The organism is Sinomonas sp. ASV486, assembly GCF_030908215.1.
In the GTDB taxonomy this organism is placed as follows: Bacteria; Actinomycetota; Actinomycetes; order Actinomycetales; family Micrococcaceae; genus Sinomonas; species Sinomonas puerhi.
The window spans coordinates 420,025-436,047 of record NZ_JAVFJK010000002.1 but is presented as its reverse complement, the minus strand read 5'-3'; the positions used below and the strand labels follow the sequence as shown (position 1 = coordinate 436,047).

Below are 16,023 nucleotides of genomic sequence, written 5' to 3'. Positions count from 1 at the left end.
GAAACGGAACCATGCTACGCGTCCACCATACGGTCCCCAGACAACAAACCCCAGGGAAACCACAGCACAACACCCACAACCGAACAACGACTCACGGAACACCGTGACCACACACTTCCCCACCCCCGCCACGGAAAAGGCCGGGGGCGCGCGGAGCAAGGGTTACGGCGGCCACAGCGTGGGGGAAACGCCCGGACCCATCCCGAACCCGGAAGCTAAGACCCACAGCGCCGATGGTACTGCACCCGCCAGGGTGTGGGAGAGTAGGACACCGCCGGACAACCATTCACAGTGAGGCCCCGACAACAACGTCGGGGCCACACTGCATTTAAGCGGCAAAGAGATTTAAGCGGCAAAGAGCTTGTGAACAGCGGCAAAGAGAAGCCCCGAAGCGCGCAATTGGGGGGGTACGCGCTCCGGGGCGGTTCGGGGCCCCCGGAATCCGGATCGTGCCGGGGGGTTCAATGATCTGTCAACAAAATCGTCAGCCCCAGTGGACTTAGCCAGAAGGCTACAGGCCCGTGAGCCCCTTTGCCCAGCATCGGGCCAGACTTTTCGAGTGTTGCGGACGGGCGTTGCGGAGACGGACAGCCCGCGTTCCCCGGTGGCCACCGCGCTCCCTTGTCGCCGCGACGGCGTCGGTGCTCGAATGGGACGCATGAATTCACCCCGCTACCTTCTCGCCGTCGGCACCAAGAAGGGACTGTGGCTCGCCACGAGCGAAGACCGCAGGACCTGGACGGTGGGAGCGCCTCAGTTCCTCATGCAGGAGATTCCCTCGATCGCGATTGATACGCGAGGCGGCAGGACTCGCCTGCTGGTAGGCGTCCGTTCAGAGCACTTCGGTCCCACGGTGGTCCACTCCGATGATCTCGGTACCACGTGGACCGAGCCCGCGCAGGGCTCGGTTGTCTTCCCCGAGGCCGCGGACGCCGCCGTCGAACGTATCTGGCAGATCCGGCCGGATACCGAGGAGCGGCCCGGCGTCGTATGGGTCGGCGCAGAGCCGATCTCCGTGTGGAAGTCCACCGACGGCGGCGGGTCGTTCGAGCTGAACCGCGCCCTGTGGGAGCACCCGGACAAAGATCGATGGGGCGCGGGTGCCGGCGGCGCCGCCGTGCATACGATCGTTCCCGATCCCCGGGACGAGAACCTCGTCCATCTCGCCATGAGCGCCGGAGGGGTCTACCGCAGCACCGACGCGGGCGCGAGCTGGACGGCCCGCAACCGCGGGATCTCGGCCTATTTCCTCCCTGACCCGGAGCCCGAGGTGGGCCAGTGCGTGCACAAGATCGCCGCTGATGTCGACGGCCGCCTCTACGCCCAGAACCACCGGGGCGTCTACCGCAGTGACGACAGCGGGGACACCTGGGTGTCGATCGCGGACGGGCTGCCGGCAGACTTCGGCTTCGTCATGCTGACCCACCCGCGACGGAGCGGCACGGCGTGGGTCGTCCCCCTGGTCTCGGACTGGGAGCGCATCGCGCCGGAGGGCCGGCTCGCTGTCCATCGGACCGACGACGCCGGCGCCACCTGGCGCCGCCTCGACGCCGGGTTGGCCGAGCATGACTGGAACGCGGTGCTGCGGGACGCCGCCGACGTGGACACCGAAGACCCCGTTGGCGTCTACTTCGGCACACGCGGCGGCTCGGTGTACGCGAGTGCCGACGAGGGCGGGACCTTCCAGGAGGTGCTCGGCCATCTGCCGGACGTCCTCTGCGTGCGGGCGGCGGTCATCGCGCACGACGCCGCTCCGGAGGGTTAAGCGTGACCGTCACCGTCGTCGTGCCATCCGTCCTTGCGGAAGCGAGTGGCGGGAAGACAGAGTTCGAGCTCCCCGACGATGCGGTGACGTGCGCGCGCGACGCGCTCGACGCCGTCGCCCGTCAGTTCCCCGTGCTGGGACGCCGGCTGAGGGACGAGCGCGGTGCGCTCCGTCGTCACGTCAATCTGTACGTGGGCGGAGAGGACGTGCGGCGGGGGGATGGGCTCGAGACGCGGGTGGCCCCCGGCGCGGAGGTCCTGGTCATCCAGTCGATCGCGGGCGGATAGCCCGGAGGCCCCCATATGTGAGGGCTCGGGACCTTTGACCTCGGCCCCTGCCGCCTCTTGAGTGAGACTGATAGTGTCACATTTTCGCGCAGGCGCTCGTCGTCGACCGCACCACCCAGGCCGCCTGAGCCGGGATTCCCGGACGCAACGTTGATGCAACGTTGCCCGGATTGGGTCTGAGCATCGGCGCGTACACTTGTGAGCCACGGCACACATGAAGGGGTGGATGAGCGTGCGCGCAGACCAGCCGCACTCCGCGGGCGCGGGAGGCGTGGACCCTGGGGAGCCCGGGGGCGGAGCCGCGCGCGCCGTGGTCGCCGACTCCTGGCGGCGCTCCCTTGCCGTCCACGAACGCCGGGAGGATGCCGTGGTGACGAGCATCCTCGACGACGATGCGCTCTCCTCGTACCGCACCGAGCACCCGCTCGCGTCCGTCATGCCGGTCATCAGCGAGCTGCTGATCGAGCCGGCCCGTGATTCGGGCATCCTCGTCGCCGTGGGGGACGCGAGCTCCCGACTCCTGTGGATCGGCGGTGACCCGGGCGTGCGGCGCCGTGCAGAAGGCATGGCCTTCCTCGAAGGGGCAGACTGGTCCGAGGCGAGCGTGGGCACGTCGGCCCCCGGCACGGCGCTCGCGACGGGCAGCGCCGTTCAGATTCGCGGGCCCGAACACTTCAGCCCCCTCGTCGAGGCGTTCTCCTGTACCGCGATGCCCATCCGCGACCCGCGCTCGGACCAGGCCATCGGCGTCGTCGACATCACGGGCGGCGAGCAGGCTGTGGGAGTGCATGCCCTGCCGTGGCTCAAGGCGGCCGTGGCCGCGGTCGAGGAGCGGCTCCGCGGTCTGGCCACCGTGCGGCCGCCGACCCTCGAACGGGCCTCCGCGCAGACGATCGGCGCCGTCCTGACCGTCACCGGCCGGGATCAGGGCGTGCTGCGCTGGGCTGGCCGCGAGCTGAGCCTGAGCGCGCGCCATTCCGAGATCCTCGTGCTCTTGGCCGGCCACCCGCGGGGACTCACCGCCGAGGAGCTCACCGAGCGCCTGTATGCCCAGCCTGTCCCGCCCGTGACCCTGAGGGCCGAGCTCGTGCGCCTCCGGAAGGTCCTCGAGGCTTCCGGTACCGGCGTCACGCTGCTCTCGCGGCCGTACCGGGTGGACGGGCTCGAGGTCGATTCGATGACCGCTCTCGCGCTCCTCGAACGCGGTTCCCATCGGCAGGCCCTCGGCGCCTACGGCGGGCAGCTGCTGCCGCGCTCCGAGGCACCCGCGATCACGGAGCTGCGCGACGAGCTTTCGGCGACGCTGAGGGAAGCGGTGGTGGGCAGCGCCGCCGTCGACGTCGTGCTCCACTACCTCCGCCTGCCGGAGGCAGCGGACGACGCCGAGGCGTGGCGTACCGCTCTTCGCCTCCTGCCGCCGCGCTCGCCCAAGCGGGCCGCGGTCGTGGCGCATCTGGAGCGCCTCGCGGGCTAGAAGGACCTTCAAAAGTGTCGGTGGACCGGCGTAGGCTCGCGAGGGTCAGCAAGGATCACGACGTCCGGATCACCAACCATCCGCCTCACCACCATCCGCATCACCACGTAAGGGAGCGATCATGCCTGCCACTCTCAATCCGTACCTGAGCTTCAAGGACAACGCCCGCGATGCGATGACGTTCTACCAGTCTGTCCTCGGCGGCAACCTCACCATCTCGACGTTCGACGAGCTGCATGCGGCCCAGGATCCGTCAGAGGGGCAGCTCGTGATGCATTCGCAGCTCGAGACGCCGAGCGGCTTCACGCTCATGGGCTCTGATACTCCGTCGCGCATGGAGTACCAGCCCGGCAGCAATTTCTCGATCTCGCTCAGCGGGGGACCGGACACCGAGGAAGAGCTCCGCGGCTACTGGGACGGGCTCTCGGACGGCGCAGTCATCTCGATGCCGCTCGAGAAGGCCATCTGGGGCGCAACCTTCGGCATGCTCACCGACAAGTTCGGCATCGCGTGGCTCGTGAACATCGCGGGGGAGCCCATGCCCGGAGCCCCGGAGGCCTGACCGCGACGAGCGAGACCGTCGCCAGGGTTCACCGCGTGGATGCACCGCGTCGCTGACACGGGAAGCATCCCGGCGGTGAGGAGTCGCGGCGCCGCGCGCCCGATCTGGGGCTCCTTGGCGAGCGACGATCCCGACAAGCCGGTCGAGGGAGTACCCCAAGGTCACCCGAGGTCCGGGCCGAGGGTCAGACGCTGGCGCGAATTGGCGAGGTGGGTGCGCACGGCGGCCGCGGCTCCGGCGGGATCGCCGCGCTCGATCGCGGCGTAGATCGACTCATGCTCGTAGGTGACCCGATCGAAATGCGCGTCGCGTTCGGGTCCCTCGGCCGCGCGCAGGCGTGTCTGCGGCATCGCGATGATCGTCGGGCCCAGCGAAGTGAGCAGCTCCGCGTAGTAGCGGTTGCTCGCGGCGGCCGCGATGGCCGTGTGGAATCGGAAGTCGGCGTCGACTGCGCCGCTCGGCTTGGCCCGGCTCGCACGGAACACGTCGAGGGCGCGGGCGATCTCGTCGAGCTGTGCGGGGGTGCGCCGCTGGGCGGCGAGACTCGCGGCCTCGACCTCGACCGCGATGCGGAAGTCGAGCAGCTCGAGCCGCTCGGGCACGGTGCGGACCGAGCCGGCCTCGATCGAGAAGGCCTCTTCGCTCGGTCGGGTGAGGACGAAGGTTCCCCGCCCGCGGTACGTCTCGACGAGCCCCGCCGCCTGGAGGCGGGAGAGCGCCTCCCGCACCACCGTCCGGCTCACGGCGAACTGCTCCATGAGCTCGCCCTCGGACGGGAGCTTGTCTCCCGGGGCGAACCCGCCGTCCACGATCCGGCCGGTCAGGCGATCGACGACGCCGTCCGTGAGGCTTGCACCGAAGGGGCGCCGTGGGGAGTCGGGGGACATGGGTGGTCTCCTGAGGGGATGGGTGGACGGCGGTTCGCGCCCGGTGCGCTGTTCCGAGGCTACTTGACGCCGAACTCGACGGTGTCTGTGGTCCAGGCGCGGGCCTGATCGCTGAGCGTGAAGCCGAGGCCGGGCCGGGAGGGGACAATCATGCGGCCAGCGCGTGTTTCGAGGCGCTCGTTGAACAGCGGATTGAGCCACTCGAAGTGCTCGACCCATGGCTCCCTTGGGTAGGCGGCGGCGAGATGCAGGTGGATCTCCATCGCGAAGTGCGGTGCGAGCTGGAGTCCGGCCTGGTCTGCCAGGGCTGCGAGGCGGAGGAACGGTGTGATGCCACCGATCCGGGGAGCATCCGGCTGGATGATGTCCACTGAGTGATGCTCGATGAGGGCGAGGTGCTCGGCGACGCTCGAGAGCATCTCACCGGTGGCGATCGGCGTGTCCAACGAGGCTGCGAGCTGGGCGTGGCCGGCGGCGTCATAGGCATCCAGCGGCTCCTCGATCCAGGTGAGGTCGAATTCCTCGAACGCGCGCCCCATGCGGATGGCCGCCGCCCTGTCCCACTGCTGGTTGGCGTCGACCATGAGCGGAACGCCCGGGCCGAGGTGCTCGCGCACGGCGGTCACTCGGGCCAGGTCAACCCGGTGGTCCGGATGGCCTACCTTGATCTTGATCCCGCCGATCCCCTCGGCGAGGGACCGGGTGGCTCGCTCCTTGACCTCCTCGATCGGCGCCTGGAGGAAGCCCCCTGACGTGTTGTACGTCCGCACGGAGTCGCGGTAGCCGCCGAGGAGCTTGGCAAGGGGGAGGCCTGCACGCTTCGCCTTGAGGTCATACAGGGCGATGTCGAGAGCAGCGATCGCCTGAGTCGCGACGCCGCTGCGGCCCACCGAGGCGCCGGCCCACAGGAGCTTCTCGTAGATGCGTCCGATGTCGTTGGGATCTTCACCGACGAGGTTCTCGGCGATCTCCCTGGCATGGGCATACTGGGCGGTCCCGCCTGCACGCTTCGAGTAGCTGAAACCGATGCCACTGTGCCCCTGCTCCGTGATCATCTCAGCGAACAGGAACACGATCTCGGTCATGGGCTTCTGCCTGCCGGTGAGCACCTTGGCGTCGCTGATCGGGGTGGCCAGCGGGAGCGTCAGTGAGGACAGCCTGACGTGCCGGATCGCATCAAGGGTCGCCTCCCCTCCCGAGAGGGCAGCGAGGGGGTTGGCGAATCCGGGGGAGTCTGCGGCGGTAAGGGTCATGGTTTGCGCTCCTTCGCGACGGTGGGATGTCCTGAGGTCCACATCGTACAAGCCCTAAACTTGTCATACAAGAATTCTTCCTCATACTCTTTCGGTATCGGCAGATGCTCAAATCGACTTGGACTCCCGCCTTGCGGGCTCCCTAGTCTGTCGGGACGAGACCGCGCTGTTCATCGGAGAACGGCATGAGCAAAGGAAGCACCCGTGCCAGAGACCACCGTCGAAACCCAGGGAGGGCCCGCGGCGCCGCGGACCCGCCGGGTGAAGTCCCATACCCGATTCCTTGTCCTCGGGCTCATTTTCATCATCACCGTGATCAATTACGCCGACCGCAGCAACATGTCCATTGCCGGGGCGGATATGACCAAATCCCTGGGAATTACCCCGGTTCAACTCGGATTCATCTTCTCTGCTTTCAGCTGGGCATATGTGGTCGGCCAGCTGCCGGGCGGCTATCTGCTCGACCGGTTCGGGGCGAAGCGGATGTACGGCTGGAGCCTCGTGCTCTGGTCTGCGGCAACGCTCGTGGTCGGGTTCGTGGGCCTCGTGTCGACGCCGGTGCTCGTCACGGTGGGTGTCCTGTTCGCGCTGCGGCTGGTCCTCGGCATCGTCGAGGCGCCGGCGTTCCCCGCCAACGCGCGGATCACGACGATGTGGTTCCCCACCCGCGAACGCGGGCAGGCGACGGCGGTGTTCAACTCAGCCCAGTACCTCGCGACCGCGATGTTCGCACCCATCATGGGCTGGATGACGTTCCAGTTCGGCTGGCGCTGGGGCTTCTTCGCGCTCGGCATCGCGGGCGTGGTCCTGGGGCTCGTCTGGTTCCGCTGGATGGAGGTGCCCTCCAAGCACCGACGGGTCTCGCCCTCGGAGATCGAGGCCATCCGCGAGGGTGGCGGGCTCGTTGACCTCGACGAGAAGAAGAGCCTCGCAGCGAGCCGGTCGACGCTCACACGCCATCAGTTCGGGCAGCTCTTCACGAGCCGCATGTTCTGGGGACTCTATGTGGCCCAGTATGCCGTCAACGCCCTGACGTACTTCTTCACCACCTGGTTCCCGATCTATCTGGTGAGCGCCCGGCACCTCAATATCCTCCAAGCCGGCTTCATCGCAGCGATTCCCGCGCTCGCGGGCTTCCTCGGGGGCATGCTCGGCGGGTTCGTCTCCGATCTCATGCTCCGCCGAGGCGTCTCGCTCACGGCCGCGCGCAAGATCCCGTCGGTGGTCGGCATGCTCCTCGCGATGCTCATCTGCGTCTGTCCGTTCACCGACAGCACGCCACTCATCGTTGCGCTCATGACGCTCGCCTTCTTCGGAAAGGGCGTCGCCGCGCTCGGCTGGGCGTTCGCGACCGACATGGCGCCGAAGGAAGCCAACAGTGTTTCGGGCTCAATCATGAATGCGATCGGCAACATCGCGGGCATCGTGACCCCGATCGTCATCGGCTTCGCGATCTCTGCGACCGGCTCGTTCGACATCGCGCTCTGGTTCGTCGGGGCCCACGGTGCCGTGGCCCTCGTGGGCTACGCGATCATGGGCCGCGTGAAGCGGCTCGAGTTCTCCGCCCGTCCAGCGTGATGCGCCGTGCCCGGCTTGCGGACCAGAGCCGATGGACCTCGCCAGCCTGATCCGGCCGGATGCACACTGGGTGCATGCCTGAGAACGCCTCTGCTGACAGTTGGAGCCACGCTCTGGACGATCTGGTCGCCCTGATCGACCACCCCCTCCCGGTTCCGTCCCCTTGGATTGAGGACGGCTCACGTGAGGAGGTCGACGACGCCCGTGCGGTCGCCGTCGCCTGGGGGTGGCTCATGCGCACCAAACGGTCCGCCCAGGCGGTCCTCGGCCTCGATCGGCTCGGGTTCGGCGTCGAGGCGGCCCCGCTGGCCTGCTCGGTCATGGAGCATGCAGTCCGTCTGCTGTGGGCCGCGCGGCATGCGAGGCGGGAGGCCGTTGCGGTGCTGCTGTCCGCGGACGCGGAACAGGCAGCCGGGGGAGGCAGCCCGGCCGGAGCGCCGTGGGCCCTGATCGAGAGCGAGCTACGGAAGCTCGGCGAACTGCACGACGACGACGCTCTGGTAGGCCCGGGCGAGCGCGCGGGCGGTGACCTCAACCGCCTGCGCTGGGTCGCGCTCGGGCTCCCCGACGGCGAGGCCGGACTGTACGGCCTCTGGGAGAAGGCGCTCAGGGAATCCCACCCCACGCTCGAGAGCGCGGCGCCGTATCTCGAGCAGTCTGCAGACCGCCATGGCTGGCTCCTGCGCCTGCTGCCCCAGACGCGGGAGTCCGTGTTCGACGCGCAGATAGCGGCCCTGCTCCTGGCCGCCTTCGAGGCGTACGTGCGCCTTGCCGGACTCGAGGAGCGGTTCGGCCCCCGGATCGACGCCTTGGGCGCACGCATGATGTCCCTTCGCGCGTAACGCCGCTCCACGCCGCGAGCGTGGTCCGGGACAGCGAGACGCAGGCCACATAGACTCGGGCTCAGGCGGCCAGAAGTGTGCCGCGGAGCGGAGGCATGCGCGTGAGGGTGGGCATCCCGAGGGAGCGGCTCGTGGGGGAGAAGCGCGTGGCCGCGACCCCTGAGTCGGTCCGGCAGCTTGCGGGGCTCGGCCTCGACGTCGCCATCGAGTCCGGGGCCGGCGCCTCGGCCGGGCATGCCGACGCCGAGTACGCCGAGGCGGGTGCCGAGGTCGTCGCAGCCCTGGACCTGACGGGCATCGATCTCCTCGCCCACGTGAGGCCCCTCCATCCCGTGACGGCTGCGGGGCTGCCATCGGGCGCCATGACCGTTGGCCTCGCCTCGCCGTCGACCGAGCTGCCCACCGTTCGCGCCCTGACGGACGCACGGATCACGGCCTTTGCGCTCGAGCTCGTGCCCCGCATCTCACGCGCGCAGTCGATGGACGCCCTCACGTCCCAGGCGCTCGTGACGGGGTACCGGTGCGTGCTCGAGGCGGCGATCCGCTTCCCCCGCTTCTTCCCCCTGTACATGACGGCCGCAGGCACGATCCCCCCGGCCAAGGTGCTCGTGCTCGGGGCCGGGGTGGCGGGCCTGCAGGCCATCGGCACCGCCAAGCGCCTCGGCGCGCGGGTCTCGGCCAACGACATCCGCCCGGCATCCGCGGACGAGGTCGCCTCGATGGGCGGCACGTTCATCCGGCTCGACCTCGAGGGCGCCGAGGCCTCCGGCGGCTATGCGAGGGAGCTCACCGCGGACAGGGGGGCGCTCCAGCGCGAGCTGCTTGCCCCGCACGTCGCGGACGCGGACGTGCTCATCACCACGGCTGCCGTGCCGGGTCGCCGGGCGCCGCTCCTCGTCACGCGGGGGATGGTCGCGGGGATGAAGTCCGGCTCGGTGGTCGTGGACATGGCGGCGGAATCGGGCGGCAACGTCGAGGGCTCGCTCCCCGGCGAGGACGTCGCGGTGGCGACGGCCGACGGCGCCGGCGAGGTCACCGTCGTCGGGCTCAAGGACGCCGCGTCGGCGATGGCCGCGGACGCGTCGCGCCTGTACGCGAAGAACGTCGCGAATTTCATTGCGCTGCTCGTTCCGCGGGCAGACGGAGAGGTGCTCCCGGACTTCGACGACGAGGTGGTTGCCGGGGCGTGCCTCACGCACGACGGCGAGGTGTGGCACGCGCCGACGGCTGAAGCGCTCGCGGCGCTCGCCACCGCACGGGCTGTGCCCCGGGAGAGCGAAGACACCGAGGACACCGAGGAAGGAGTGGGCTGATGGGCGGCGTGGAGGTGCTCACGATCCTCGTGTTTGCGGTGTTCGTGGGCTTCGAAGTGGTCTCGAAGGTGTCCAGCATCCTGCACACGCCGCTCATGTCCGGCGCGAACGCGATCCACGGGATCATCCTCGTGGGCGCGATCGTGGTGGCGGGCCAGGCGGAGGACGGATGGGTGCTCGCGGTGGCGCTGCTCGCCGTCGTGCTCGCGACCGCGAACCTCGTGGGCGGGTTCGTCGTGACGGATCGCATGCTCGAGATGTTCAGGGGACGCAGGCCTGCCGCGAGCGGAACAGCAGCCCGCGGCGAGGGCGGGGAGGGCACCAAGTGACCGCCTCGGCCGTCATCGACCCGACTTGGACGGCACTGCTCTATCTCGTCGCCGCCGTGTGCTTCATCCTCGCGCTCAAGGGACTGTCCTCGCCCAAGCACGCCCGCCGCGGGAATGCGGTCGGGGCCCTCGGCGCCGTCGTCGCGCTCGTGACCGTGTTCCTCTCGAGCCGACTCGAGAACATCCCCTGGATCCTCGGGGCGATCGCGGTGGGTGCGGCGATCGCGGCGCCCGTGGCGCGGCGGGTCAAGATGACGCAGATGCCGCAGCTCGTCGCGCTGTTCAACGGCGTGGGCGGCGGTGCGGCCGCGCTCGTGGCGCTGCTCGAGCTGCCGCACGCGGGCGGTCCGGACGGCGGCTGGATGCGGCTCGCGATCGTCTTCACCCTGCTGATCGGCGCCGTCTCGTTCGCAGGCTCGGCGGTGACCTTCGCGAAGCTCCAGGAGCTCATGACCACGCGGCCGGTCACGTTCCTCGGCCTGCCGGTGCTCATGGGGGCCGTGCTCCTGGCCGCACTCATCGCGGCGGGGGCGGTGGTGGCCCTGCCCCTCTCGGGCACGTCGGCCACGCTCGCCGTCGTGCTCCTTGCACTCGGCCTCGTGGCCGGCGTCCTGCTCGTGCTGCCCGTGGGCGGCGCGGACGTGCCGATCGTCATCTCGCTGCTCAACGCATTCACCGGCATCGCCGTTGCGGCGAGTGGGCTGGTGCTCGGCAATGTCCTGCTCGTGGTCGCGGGCACGCTCGTGGGCGCGTCCGGCACGATCCTCACCCGGCTCATGGCCGCGGCGATGGGCCGCAGCGTCACCCACATCATGTTCGGCGCCTTCCAGGGAGGCTCGACGGCGGGCTCCACCTCGGTCTCGGACCGTCCCGTGCGCTCGTCGAACGCCGAGGATGTGGCCGTGCTCCTCGGATACGCGCAGAAGGTCATCATCGTGCCCGGGTACGGGCTCGCCGTCGCCCAGGGCCAGCACACCGCCGCCGAGCTGGCGCAGGCGCTCGAGGCGCGCGGGATCGACGTCGAGTTCGCGATCCACCCCGTGGCCGGACGCATGCCGGGGCATATGAACGTTCTCCTCGCGGAAGCGAACGTCCCGTACGAGTCGCTCAAGGAGATGAGCGAGATCAACGGCGAGTTCAGGCAGACCGACGTCGCGCTCGTGGTGGGCGCGAACGATGTCGTGAATCCCGCCGCGAAGTCCACGCCCGGCTCGCCGATCTACGGCATGCCGATCCTCGAGGTCGGGGATGCGCGGCAGGTCGTGTTCCTCAAACGGTCCATGCGGCCGGGGTTCGCGGGCATCGAGAACGAGCTCCTCTACGAGCCGCAGACCACGCTGCTGTTCGGCGATGCGAAGGATTCGCTCGCCAAGGTCCTCACCGCGGTCAAGGCCCTCTGAGTCCGAAACGCCGCATCAGGGCACGCCGTCGCGACGATGACGGCGGCGTGCCCTGATGCGGCGTCTGTCTCAGGCGCGGCGCCGCGGAACGAGCGGGACGCAAGTGGCGCAGGCCTCGGCGTTCTCCGGGTCCGCGAGGGCGTCCCGTTCGAGCCTGAGGCGCCCGGAGAGTGCCGTGGCCATGAGGGCGACGGCGGCGATGCCCACCACGGGCTGGACGACGAACCGGATGGTGTCGAGGGACAGGCCCGCGAGCATCTGCACGATCGTGCTCTGCTGCCCGTGGGTCGTGGCGAGCAGGAGGCCCATCATGCCGAACAGCGGACCCCGGAGATCGCACATGGTCGCCTCCGCCCCGATCGGGGCGCTGACGAAGCTGCCGATGAGCAGCCCCATCGCCGCGGAGCCGGCGAGGACGAGCAGACCCGTCCAGAGCGCACCCGGGAGGGCCGCGCCGTCGAATGCTCCGTTGGCAAGGACGAGAGCGGCCGCCGTGAGGACGGCCACCGTCGCCGCGATACCCCGGCGGGTACGCGTCCATGTCCGCAGGACGGACCAGCGGCCGCCGAGGGGCGCCGCTGTCTGGTCCGAGAGCGTCAGGATGGGCTCGGGGGCGAAGACGGACGACGCCGCCTCCGCACCCCGAGCGCCCTGCACGCCGCTTGGCGAACGCGTCTCAGCCACCGTCAGCGGAAGGAGAGCAGCTTGTTGATGACGCTCGCGCTCGAGCCCGAACCCGCGTCGTGGCCGGGGCAGCGGCGGTCCTCGGGGACGTTCGCGAAGACCTGGTCAACGTGCTGGCCGCAGCCAGTCCAGGTCACCTTGCCGCACGTCGAGCACGTGATGGGGCTGCACATAGGATTCTCCTTGCCGTGGAAGTTCTGGATACCCCTAGGGGTATTTCCACTGTAAGGCATCGCCAATCCCCGGGGCAAGCCCGCGCACGACGGCGGGGGCGCACCCGCCGTCGTGCGCCCGGATCAGATGGCCTTGCCCGGGTTCAGGATGCCCGCGGGGTCGAGGGCACCCTTGATCGCCCGCTGGAGCGTGCGGGAGGTCTCTCCGAGCTCCTCGCCCACCCATTCACGCTTGAGCACGCCCACACCGTGCTCGCCCGTGAGGGTCCCGCCGAGCCTGCGGGCCAGGTGGAACATGTCGCCGAGGGCGGCCTTGGCCGGGCCCGAGGTGATGGACTCCGCCGGGTCGACCACGATCATCGGGTGCAGGTTGCCGTCCGCCGCGTGCGCGACGCTGAAGATCCTCGTCCCGGTCCGGGCTGCAATCTCCTCGAGCCCCGCGAAAGCCTCGGCGAGACGGTTCCGCGGCACGGCGATGTCCCCGATGGAGACGCGCCCGAGCTTCTCGAGCGAGGGGATAGCGTCGCGCCGCGCCTTGACGAGCGCTTCGGCCTCCGCCGCATCGGCGGCCCGGTGGAGGGACGACGCATAGGGGCCGATGGCCTCGGCGATCGCGTCGAGTTCGAGGTGGGCCCCGTAGCCGTCTGTCTGGGCGAGGAGGAAGGCTCCGCCGAGTGCGCGGTGCCCAGTGCCCTCGGCCCGGTCCACGGCGTCCAGCGTCGGGCCGTCCATGAGCTCGAGGATCGAGGGCTGGATCCTCGCCGCCGTGATCGCCGACGCTGCCCTGCCCGCCGCCTCGACGTCGGGGAAGTAGGCCGCGAGGGTCTCGGTGCGCACCGGACGCGGCCGCAGCCGCAGCGTCGCCTCGACCACCACGCCGAGGGTCCCTTCGGAGCCGATGAAGAGCGCGTTGAGGTCGTAGCCAGTGACGCCCTTGATGGTGGAGCGGCCGGTGCGGAGGATGCGTCCGTCGGCGAGGACTACCCGCAGGCCGAGCACCGACTCGCGCGTCACGCCGTACTTGGCGCACCACATGCCGCCCGCGTTCGTCGCGATGTTGCCGCCGATCGAGCAGATCGCCGTGCTCGCCGGGTCCGGCGCGTAGAAGAGGCCGAACTCGGCCGCCGCCGCGTTGACCTCGGCGTTGAGGACGCCCGGCTCGACCACCGCGACCATCTCCACGGGATCGATGCTCAGGATGCGGTTCATGCGCGAGACGTCCAGCACGACCTCGCCGGCTTCGGCGCTCGCGCCGCCCGCGAGCCCCGTGCCTGCGCCCCTGGGCACCACCGGCAGCTGGTGCGCGTGGGCCAGCTCGAGGGCCTGGACCACGTCGTCGACGGACTCGGCGTGGACGACGGCGTCCGGCAGGGTGGGCGGCTCGTAGCCGGAACGGTCGGTGGCCGCGGCAGCCCGCGCGGCGGGGTCGAAGCTGGCTCGGGGGTGCGCGGCGAACGCGCGGGTGTCAGTGCGCATGGCTTCTTCGGTGGCCTCGATGTTGAGCGTCATGGATGCCTTCTCGGGTGTTGTGGTGATCGTAGGGGACGACGGCGCGGCCGGTCACGGAACCATCCAGGACAGGACGCCGGTCTGGAGGAGCACGAGGGCAGTGAGGACCACGAGGAGGCCGAGGCTCCAGCCGAGGAGGCGCCGGAACAGCGTGCTCTCGGACCCGTCGAGGCCCACGGCCGCCGCGGCGACGGCGAGGTTCTGGAGCGAGAGCATCTTCCCCAGCACGCCCGCCGAGGAGTTGGTCGCGGCCATGAGGACCGGGGAGAGCCCGGTGTGCGCCGCGGCGGTGACCTGGAGCTGTCCGAACAGGGAATTGGACGAGGTGTCCGAGCCGGTCAGGGCCACGCCGATCCAGCCGAGCAGGGGGGAGAGGAGCGCGAAGATGCCGCCAGCGGAGGCGAGGGCGATGCCGAGCGTTCCGGTCTGCCCGGACAGGTTCATGACGAACGAGAGTGCCAGGACGGCGCTGACCGTGAGGATGGTCCAGCGCAGCACCTTGAGGGTGTCTCCGTAGATCCGCACGGCGCGTCCGAACGGGATCCGGTAGACCGCGAGCGTGATCAGACCGGAGATGAGCAGCAGGGTCCCGGTGGCCTTGAGGTGGTCGAACCGCATGATCTGCGAGCCGGCCTGCTTGCCGCTCGGGTCCACCACGTCGAGGGCAGGCCAGCGGAAGGAGAAGCCCCCCACCGCGGTGAGCCACGCCTTGACCACGGGAACCTGGGACAGGGAGAAGACGGCGATGATCACGAGGTACGGGGCGACCGCCATCCAGATCTCGCGAGTGCCGGGACGTCCGACGGCGGTGCTGCCGTCTCCCGGCCGCGACTCGCCCGAGGCGCCGCTCGCCGCCGAGGAGGAACCGCCGTCGTGCGCCGAGGCCGCTCCCTGCTGGGCGTGCACGCTCTCGACGAGAGGCTCGGTCGCGTGGGTGTCGAGAGGAGCCGCCGGCTGCCAGACGCGCAGCAGGAGCAGGACGGCCGCGATGGCGACGATGCTCGCGAGGACGTCCGTGAGCTCGACGGTGAAGAAGTTCGAGGTCAGGAACTGGACGATGGCGAACACCACGCCGCCGACGACGGCCGCGGGCCAGGTCTGCCGGACGCCGCGCTTGCCGTCGACGATGAACACGAGGAGGAGCGGCACGATGAGGGCGAGGAACGGGGTCTGCCGGCCCGCCATCGCCGAGACCGTGGCGAGCGGGATGCCAGTGACGCCGCTGAGCGCGATGACCGGGGAGGCCATCGCGCCGAAGGCGACCGGCGCCGTGTTCGCGAGGAGGGCCACCATGGCCGACTTGAGAGGCTTCATGCCCGCCGCGACGAGCATGGCGGCGGTGATGGCGACGGGTGCGCCGAAGCCGGCAAGGGCCTCGAGGAGCGCGCCGAAGCAGAACGCGATGAGAATGGCGAGGATCCGCAGGTCGGCCGAGATGGAGCGGATGGTGTCACCGAGGACGCCGAACCAGCGGGTCGCCACCGTGAGCTTGTAGACCCAGAGTGCATTGATGAGGATCCACAGGATAGGGAAGACGCCGTAGAAGGCGCCCTCGGCAGTGGCCGAGAGGGCCTGGCCCGGCGGCATCTGCCAGACCAGGATGGCCAGGGCGATCGAGAGGACGAGGCTCGCGACGGCGGCCTTCCACGCCTTGGTGCGGAAGATGCCGAGCATCACGAAGAGCAGGAGAAGGGGAAGGGCCGCAAGAAGTGCCGAGAGGGCGAGCGGCCCGTTCAGGGGGTCGACGATCTGGTGGAAGGTACTCACAGAGACTCCTTTGTCTGTGTCCGCGCCATAACAGCGGAACTTTGTTTCCGTGATCCGAGAGGTGCCGTCGCCGAGTTTAGATGTGAGCTGCACCACTGGTCAATGGTCGGTCCACAGTGGTCAGGCCACTTTCGCCAGCGGCGGCCGATGGGTGTCCGTGTCGCGGGCGGCCGTTGACAGATCGTCGCAGTGCTGGCTAC

Annotated in this window: 15 protein-coding genes and 1 rRNA gene; 10 read left to right on the top strand and 6 right to left on the bottom strand. The window is 69.7% G+C overall.

The features are described 5' to 3' along the window. The first annotated feature begins 163 nt into the window (after positions 1 to 163). The 5 genes from rrf to RBS60_RS04770 all read left to right on the top strand — a co-directional run bounded on the left by rrf (position 164) and on the right by RBS60_RS04770 (position 4,088). A 5S ribosomal RNA gene (rrf, locus tag RBS60_RS04790) occupies positions 164 to 280 on the top strand. 369 nt (positions 281 to 649) lie between these two features. Then, a complete protein-coding gene (locus tag RBS60_RS04785) occupies positions 650 to 1,765 on the top strand; it encodes an exo-alpha-sialidase (protein WP_307956381.1) in 1,116 nt (371 codons plus the stop codon). Positions 1,766 to 1,767: 2 nt separating this feature from the next. Beyond that, positions 1,768 to 2,052 (top strand): MoaD/ThiS family protein, encoded by a 285-nt coding sequence (locus RBS60_RS04780; RefSeq protein ID WP_307956380.1) that lies wholly within the window; start codon positions 1,768 to 1,770, stop codon positions 2,050 to 2,052. Between the two features lie 226 nt (positions 2,053 to 2,278). Next, on the top strand, positions 2,279 to 3,526 hold the full coding sequence (locus RBS60_RS04775; RefSeq protein WP_307956379.1) for a transcriptional regulator: 1,248 nt from the start codon (positions 2,279 to 2,281) through the stop codon (positions 3,524 to 3,526). Between the two features lie 121 nt (positions 3,527 to 3,647). Further along, complete coding sequence (locus RBS60_RS04770) at positions 3,648 to 4,088, top strand: VOC family protein (protein ID WP_307956378.1); 441 nt, start codon at positions 3,648 to 3,650, stop codon at positions 4,086 to 4,088. A gap of 161 nt (positions 4,089 to 4,249) precedes the next feature. Here RBS60_RS04770 and RBS60_RS04765 read toward each other — a convergent pair whose 3' ends face one another. Both RBS60_RS04765 and RBS60_RS04760 read right to left on the bottom strand, forming a co-directional pair. Then, positions 4,250 to 4,975 (bottom strand): FadR/GntR family transcriptional regulator, encoded by a 726-nt coding sequence (locus RBS60_RS04765; protein ID WP_307956377.1) that lies wholly within the window; start codon positions 4,973 to 4,975, stop codon positions 4,250 to 4,252. A gap of 59 nt (positions 4,976 to 5,034) precedes the next feature. Beyond that, a complete protein-coding gene (locus RBS60_RS04760) occupies positions 5,035 to 6,228 on the bottom strand; it encodes an L-talarate/galactarate dehydratase (RefSeq protein WP_307956376.1) in 1,194 nt (397 codons plus the stop codon). Between the two features lie 204 nt (positions 6,229 to 6,432). Between RBS60_RS04760 and RBS60_RS04755 the strand changes: the two genes are divergently transcribed. From RBS60_RS04755 to RBS60_RS04735, 5 genes are all read left to right on the top strand, one after another. Beyond that, the gene (locus RBS60_RS04755) at positions 6,433 to 7,806 is read left to right on the top strand and encodes an MFS transporter (protein WP_307956375.1); all 1,374 of its coding nucleotides are present in this window, start codon (positions 6,433 to 6,435) and stop codon (positions 7,804 to 7,806) included. 74 nt (positions 7,807 to 7,880) lie between these two features. Next, on the top strand, positions 7,881 to 8,648 hold the full coding sequence (locus tag RBS60_RS04750) for a hypothetical protein (protein ID WP_307956374.1): 768 nt from the start codon (positions 7,881 to 7,883) through the stop codon (positions 8,646 to 8,648). Positions 8,649 to 8,749: 101 nt separating this feature from the next. Then, the gene (locus RBS60_RS04745; RefSeq protein ID WP_307956400.1) at positions 8,750 to 9,961 is read left to right on the top strand and encodes a Re/Si-specific NAD(P)(+) transhydrogenase subunit alpha; all 1,212 of its coding nucleotides are present in this window, start codon (positions 8,750 to 8,752) and stop codon (positions 9,959 to 9,961) included. Beyond that, entirely contained in the window at positions 9,961 to 10,290 is a 330-nt protein-coding gene (locus tag RBS60_RS04740; protein WP_307956373.1) for an NAD(P) transhydrogenase subunit alpha, read from the top strand. Before RBS60_RS04745 ends, RBS60_RS04740 begins: the two co-directional genes overlap by 1 nt. After that, positions 10,287 to 11,690 carry an NAD(P)(+) transhydrogenase (Re/Si-specific) subunit beta gene (locus RBS60_RS04735; protein WP_307956372.1) on the top strand — a complete coding sequence of 468 codons (1,404 nt, stop codon included), beginning with the start codon at positions 10,287 to 10,289 and terminating at the stop codon, positions 11,688 to 11,690. The genes RBS60_RS04740 and RBS60_RS04735 overlap by 4 nt, the downstream gene beginning before the upstream one ends. Before the next feature lie 69 nt (positions 11,691 to 11,759). Here RBS60_RS04735 and RBS60_RS04730 read toward each other — a convergent pair whose 3' ends face one another. From RBS60_RS04730 to RBS60_RS04715, 4 genes are all read right to left on the bottom strand, one after another. Further along, entirely contained in the window at positions 11,760 to 12,374 is a 615-nt protein-coding gene (locus RBS60_RS04730; RefSeq protein ID WP_307956371.1) for a hypothetical protein, read from the bottom strand. 2 nt (positions 12,375 to 12,376) lie between these two features. Continuing rightward, positions 12,377 to 12,547 (bottom strand): hypothetical protein, encoded by a 171-nt coding sequence (locus tag RBS60_RS04725; RefSeq protein ID WP_307956370.1) that lies wholly within the window; start codon positions 12,545 to 12,547, stop codon positions 12,377 to 12,379. A gap of 123 nt (positions 12,548 to 12,670) precedes the next feature. Beyond that, on the bottom strand, positions 12,671 to 14,056 hold the full coding sequence (locus RBS60_RS04720; RefSeq protein WP_307956369.1) for an FAD-linked oxidase C-terminal domain-containing protein: 1,386 nt from the start codon (positions 14,054 to 14,056) through the stop codon (positions 12,671 to 12,673). Positions 14,057 to 14,107: 51 nt separating this feature from the next. After that, positions 14,108 to 15,823 (bottom strand): L-lactate permease, encoded by a 1,716-nt coding sequence (locus RBS60_RS04715; RefSeq protein WP_307956368.1) that lies wholly within the window; start codon positions 15,821 to 15,823, stop codon positions 14,108 to 14,110. Positions 15,824 to 16,023 lie beyond the last annotated feature (200 nt).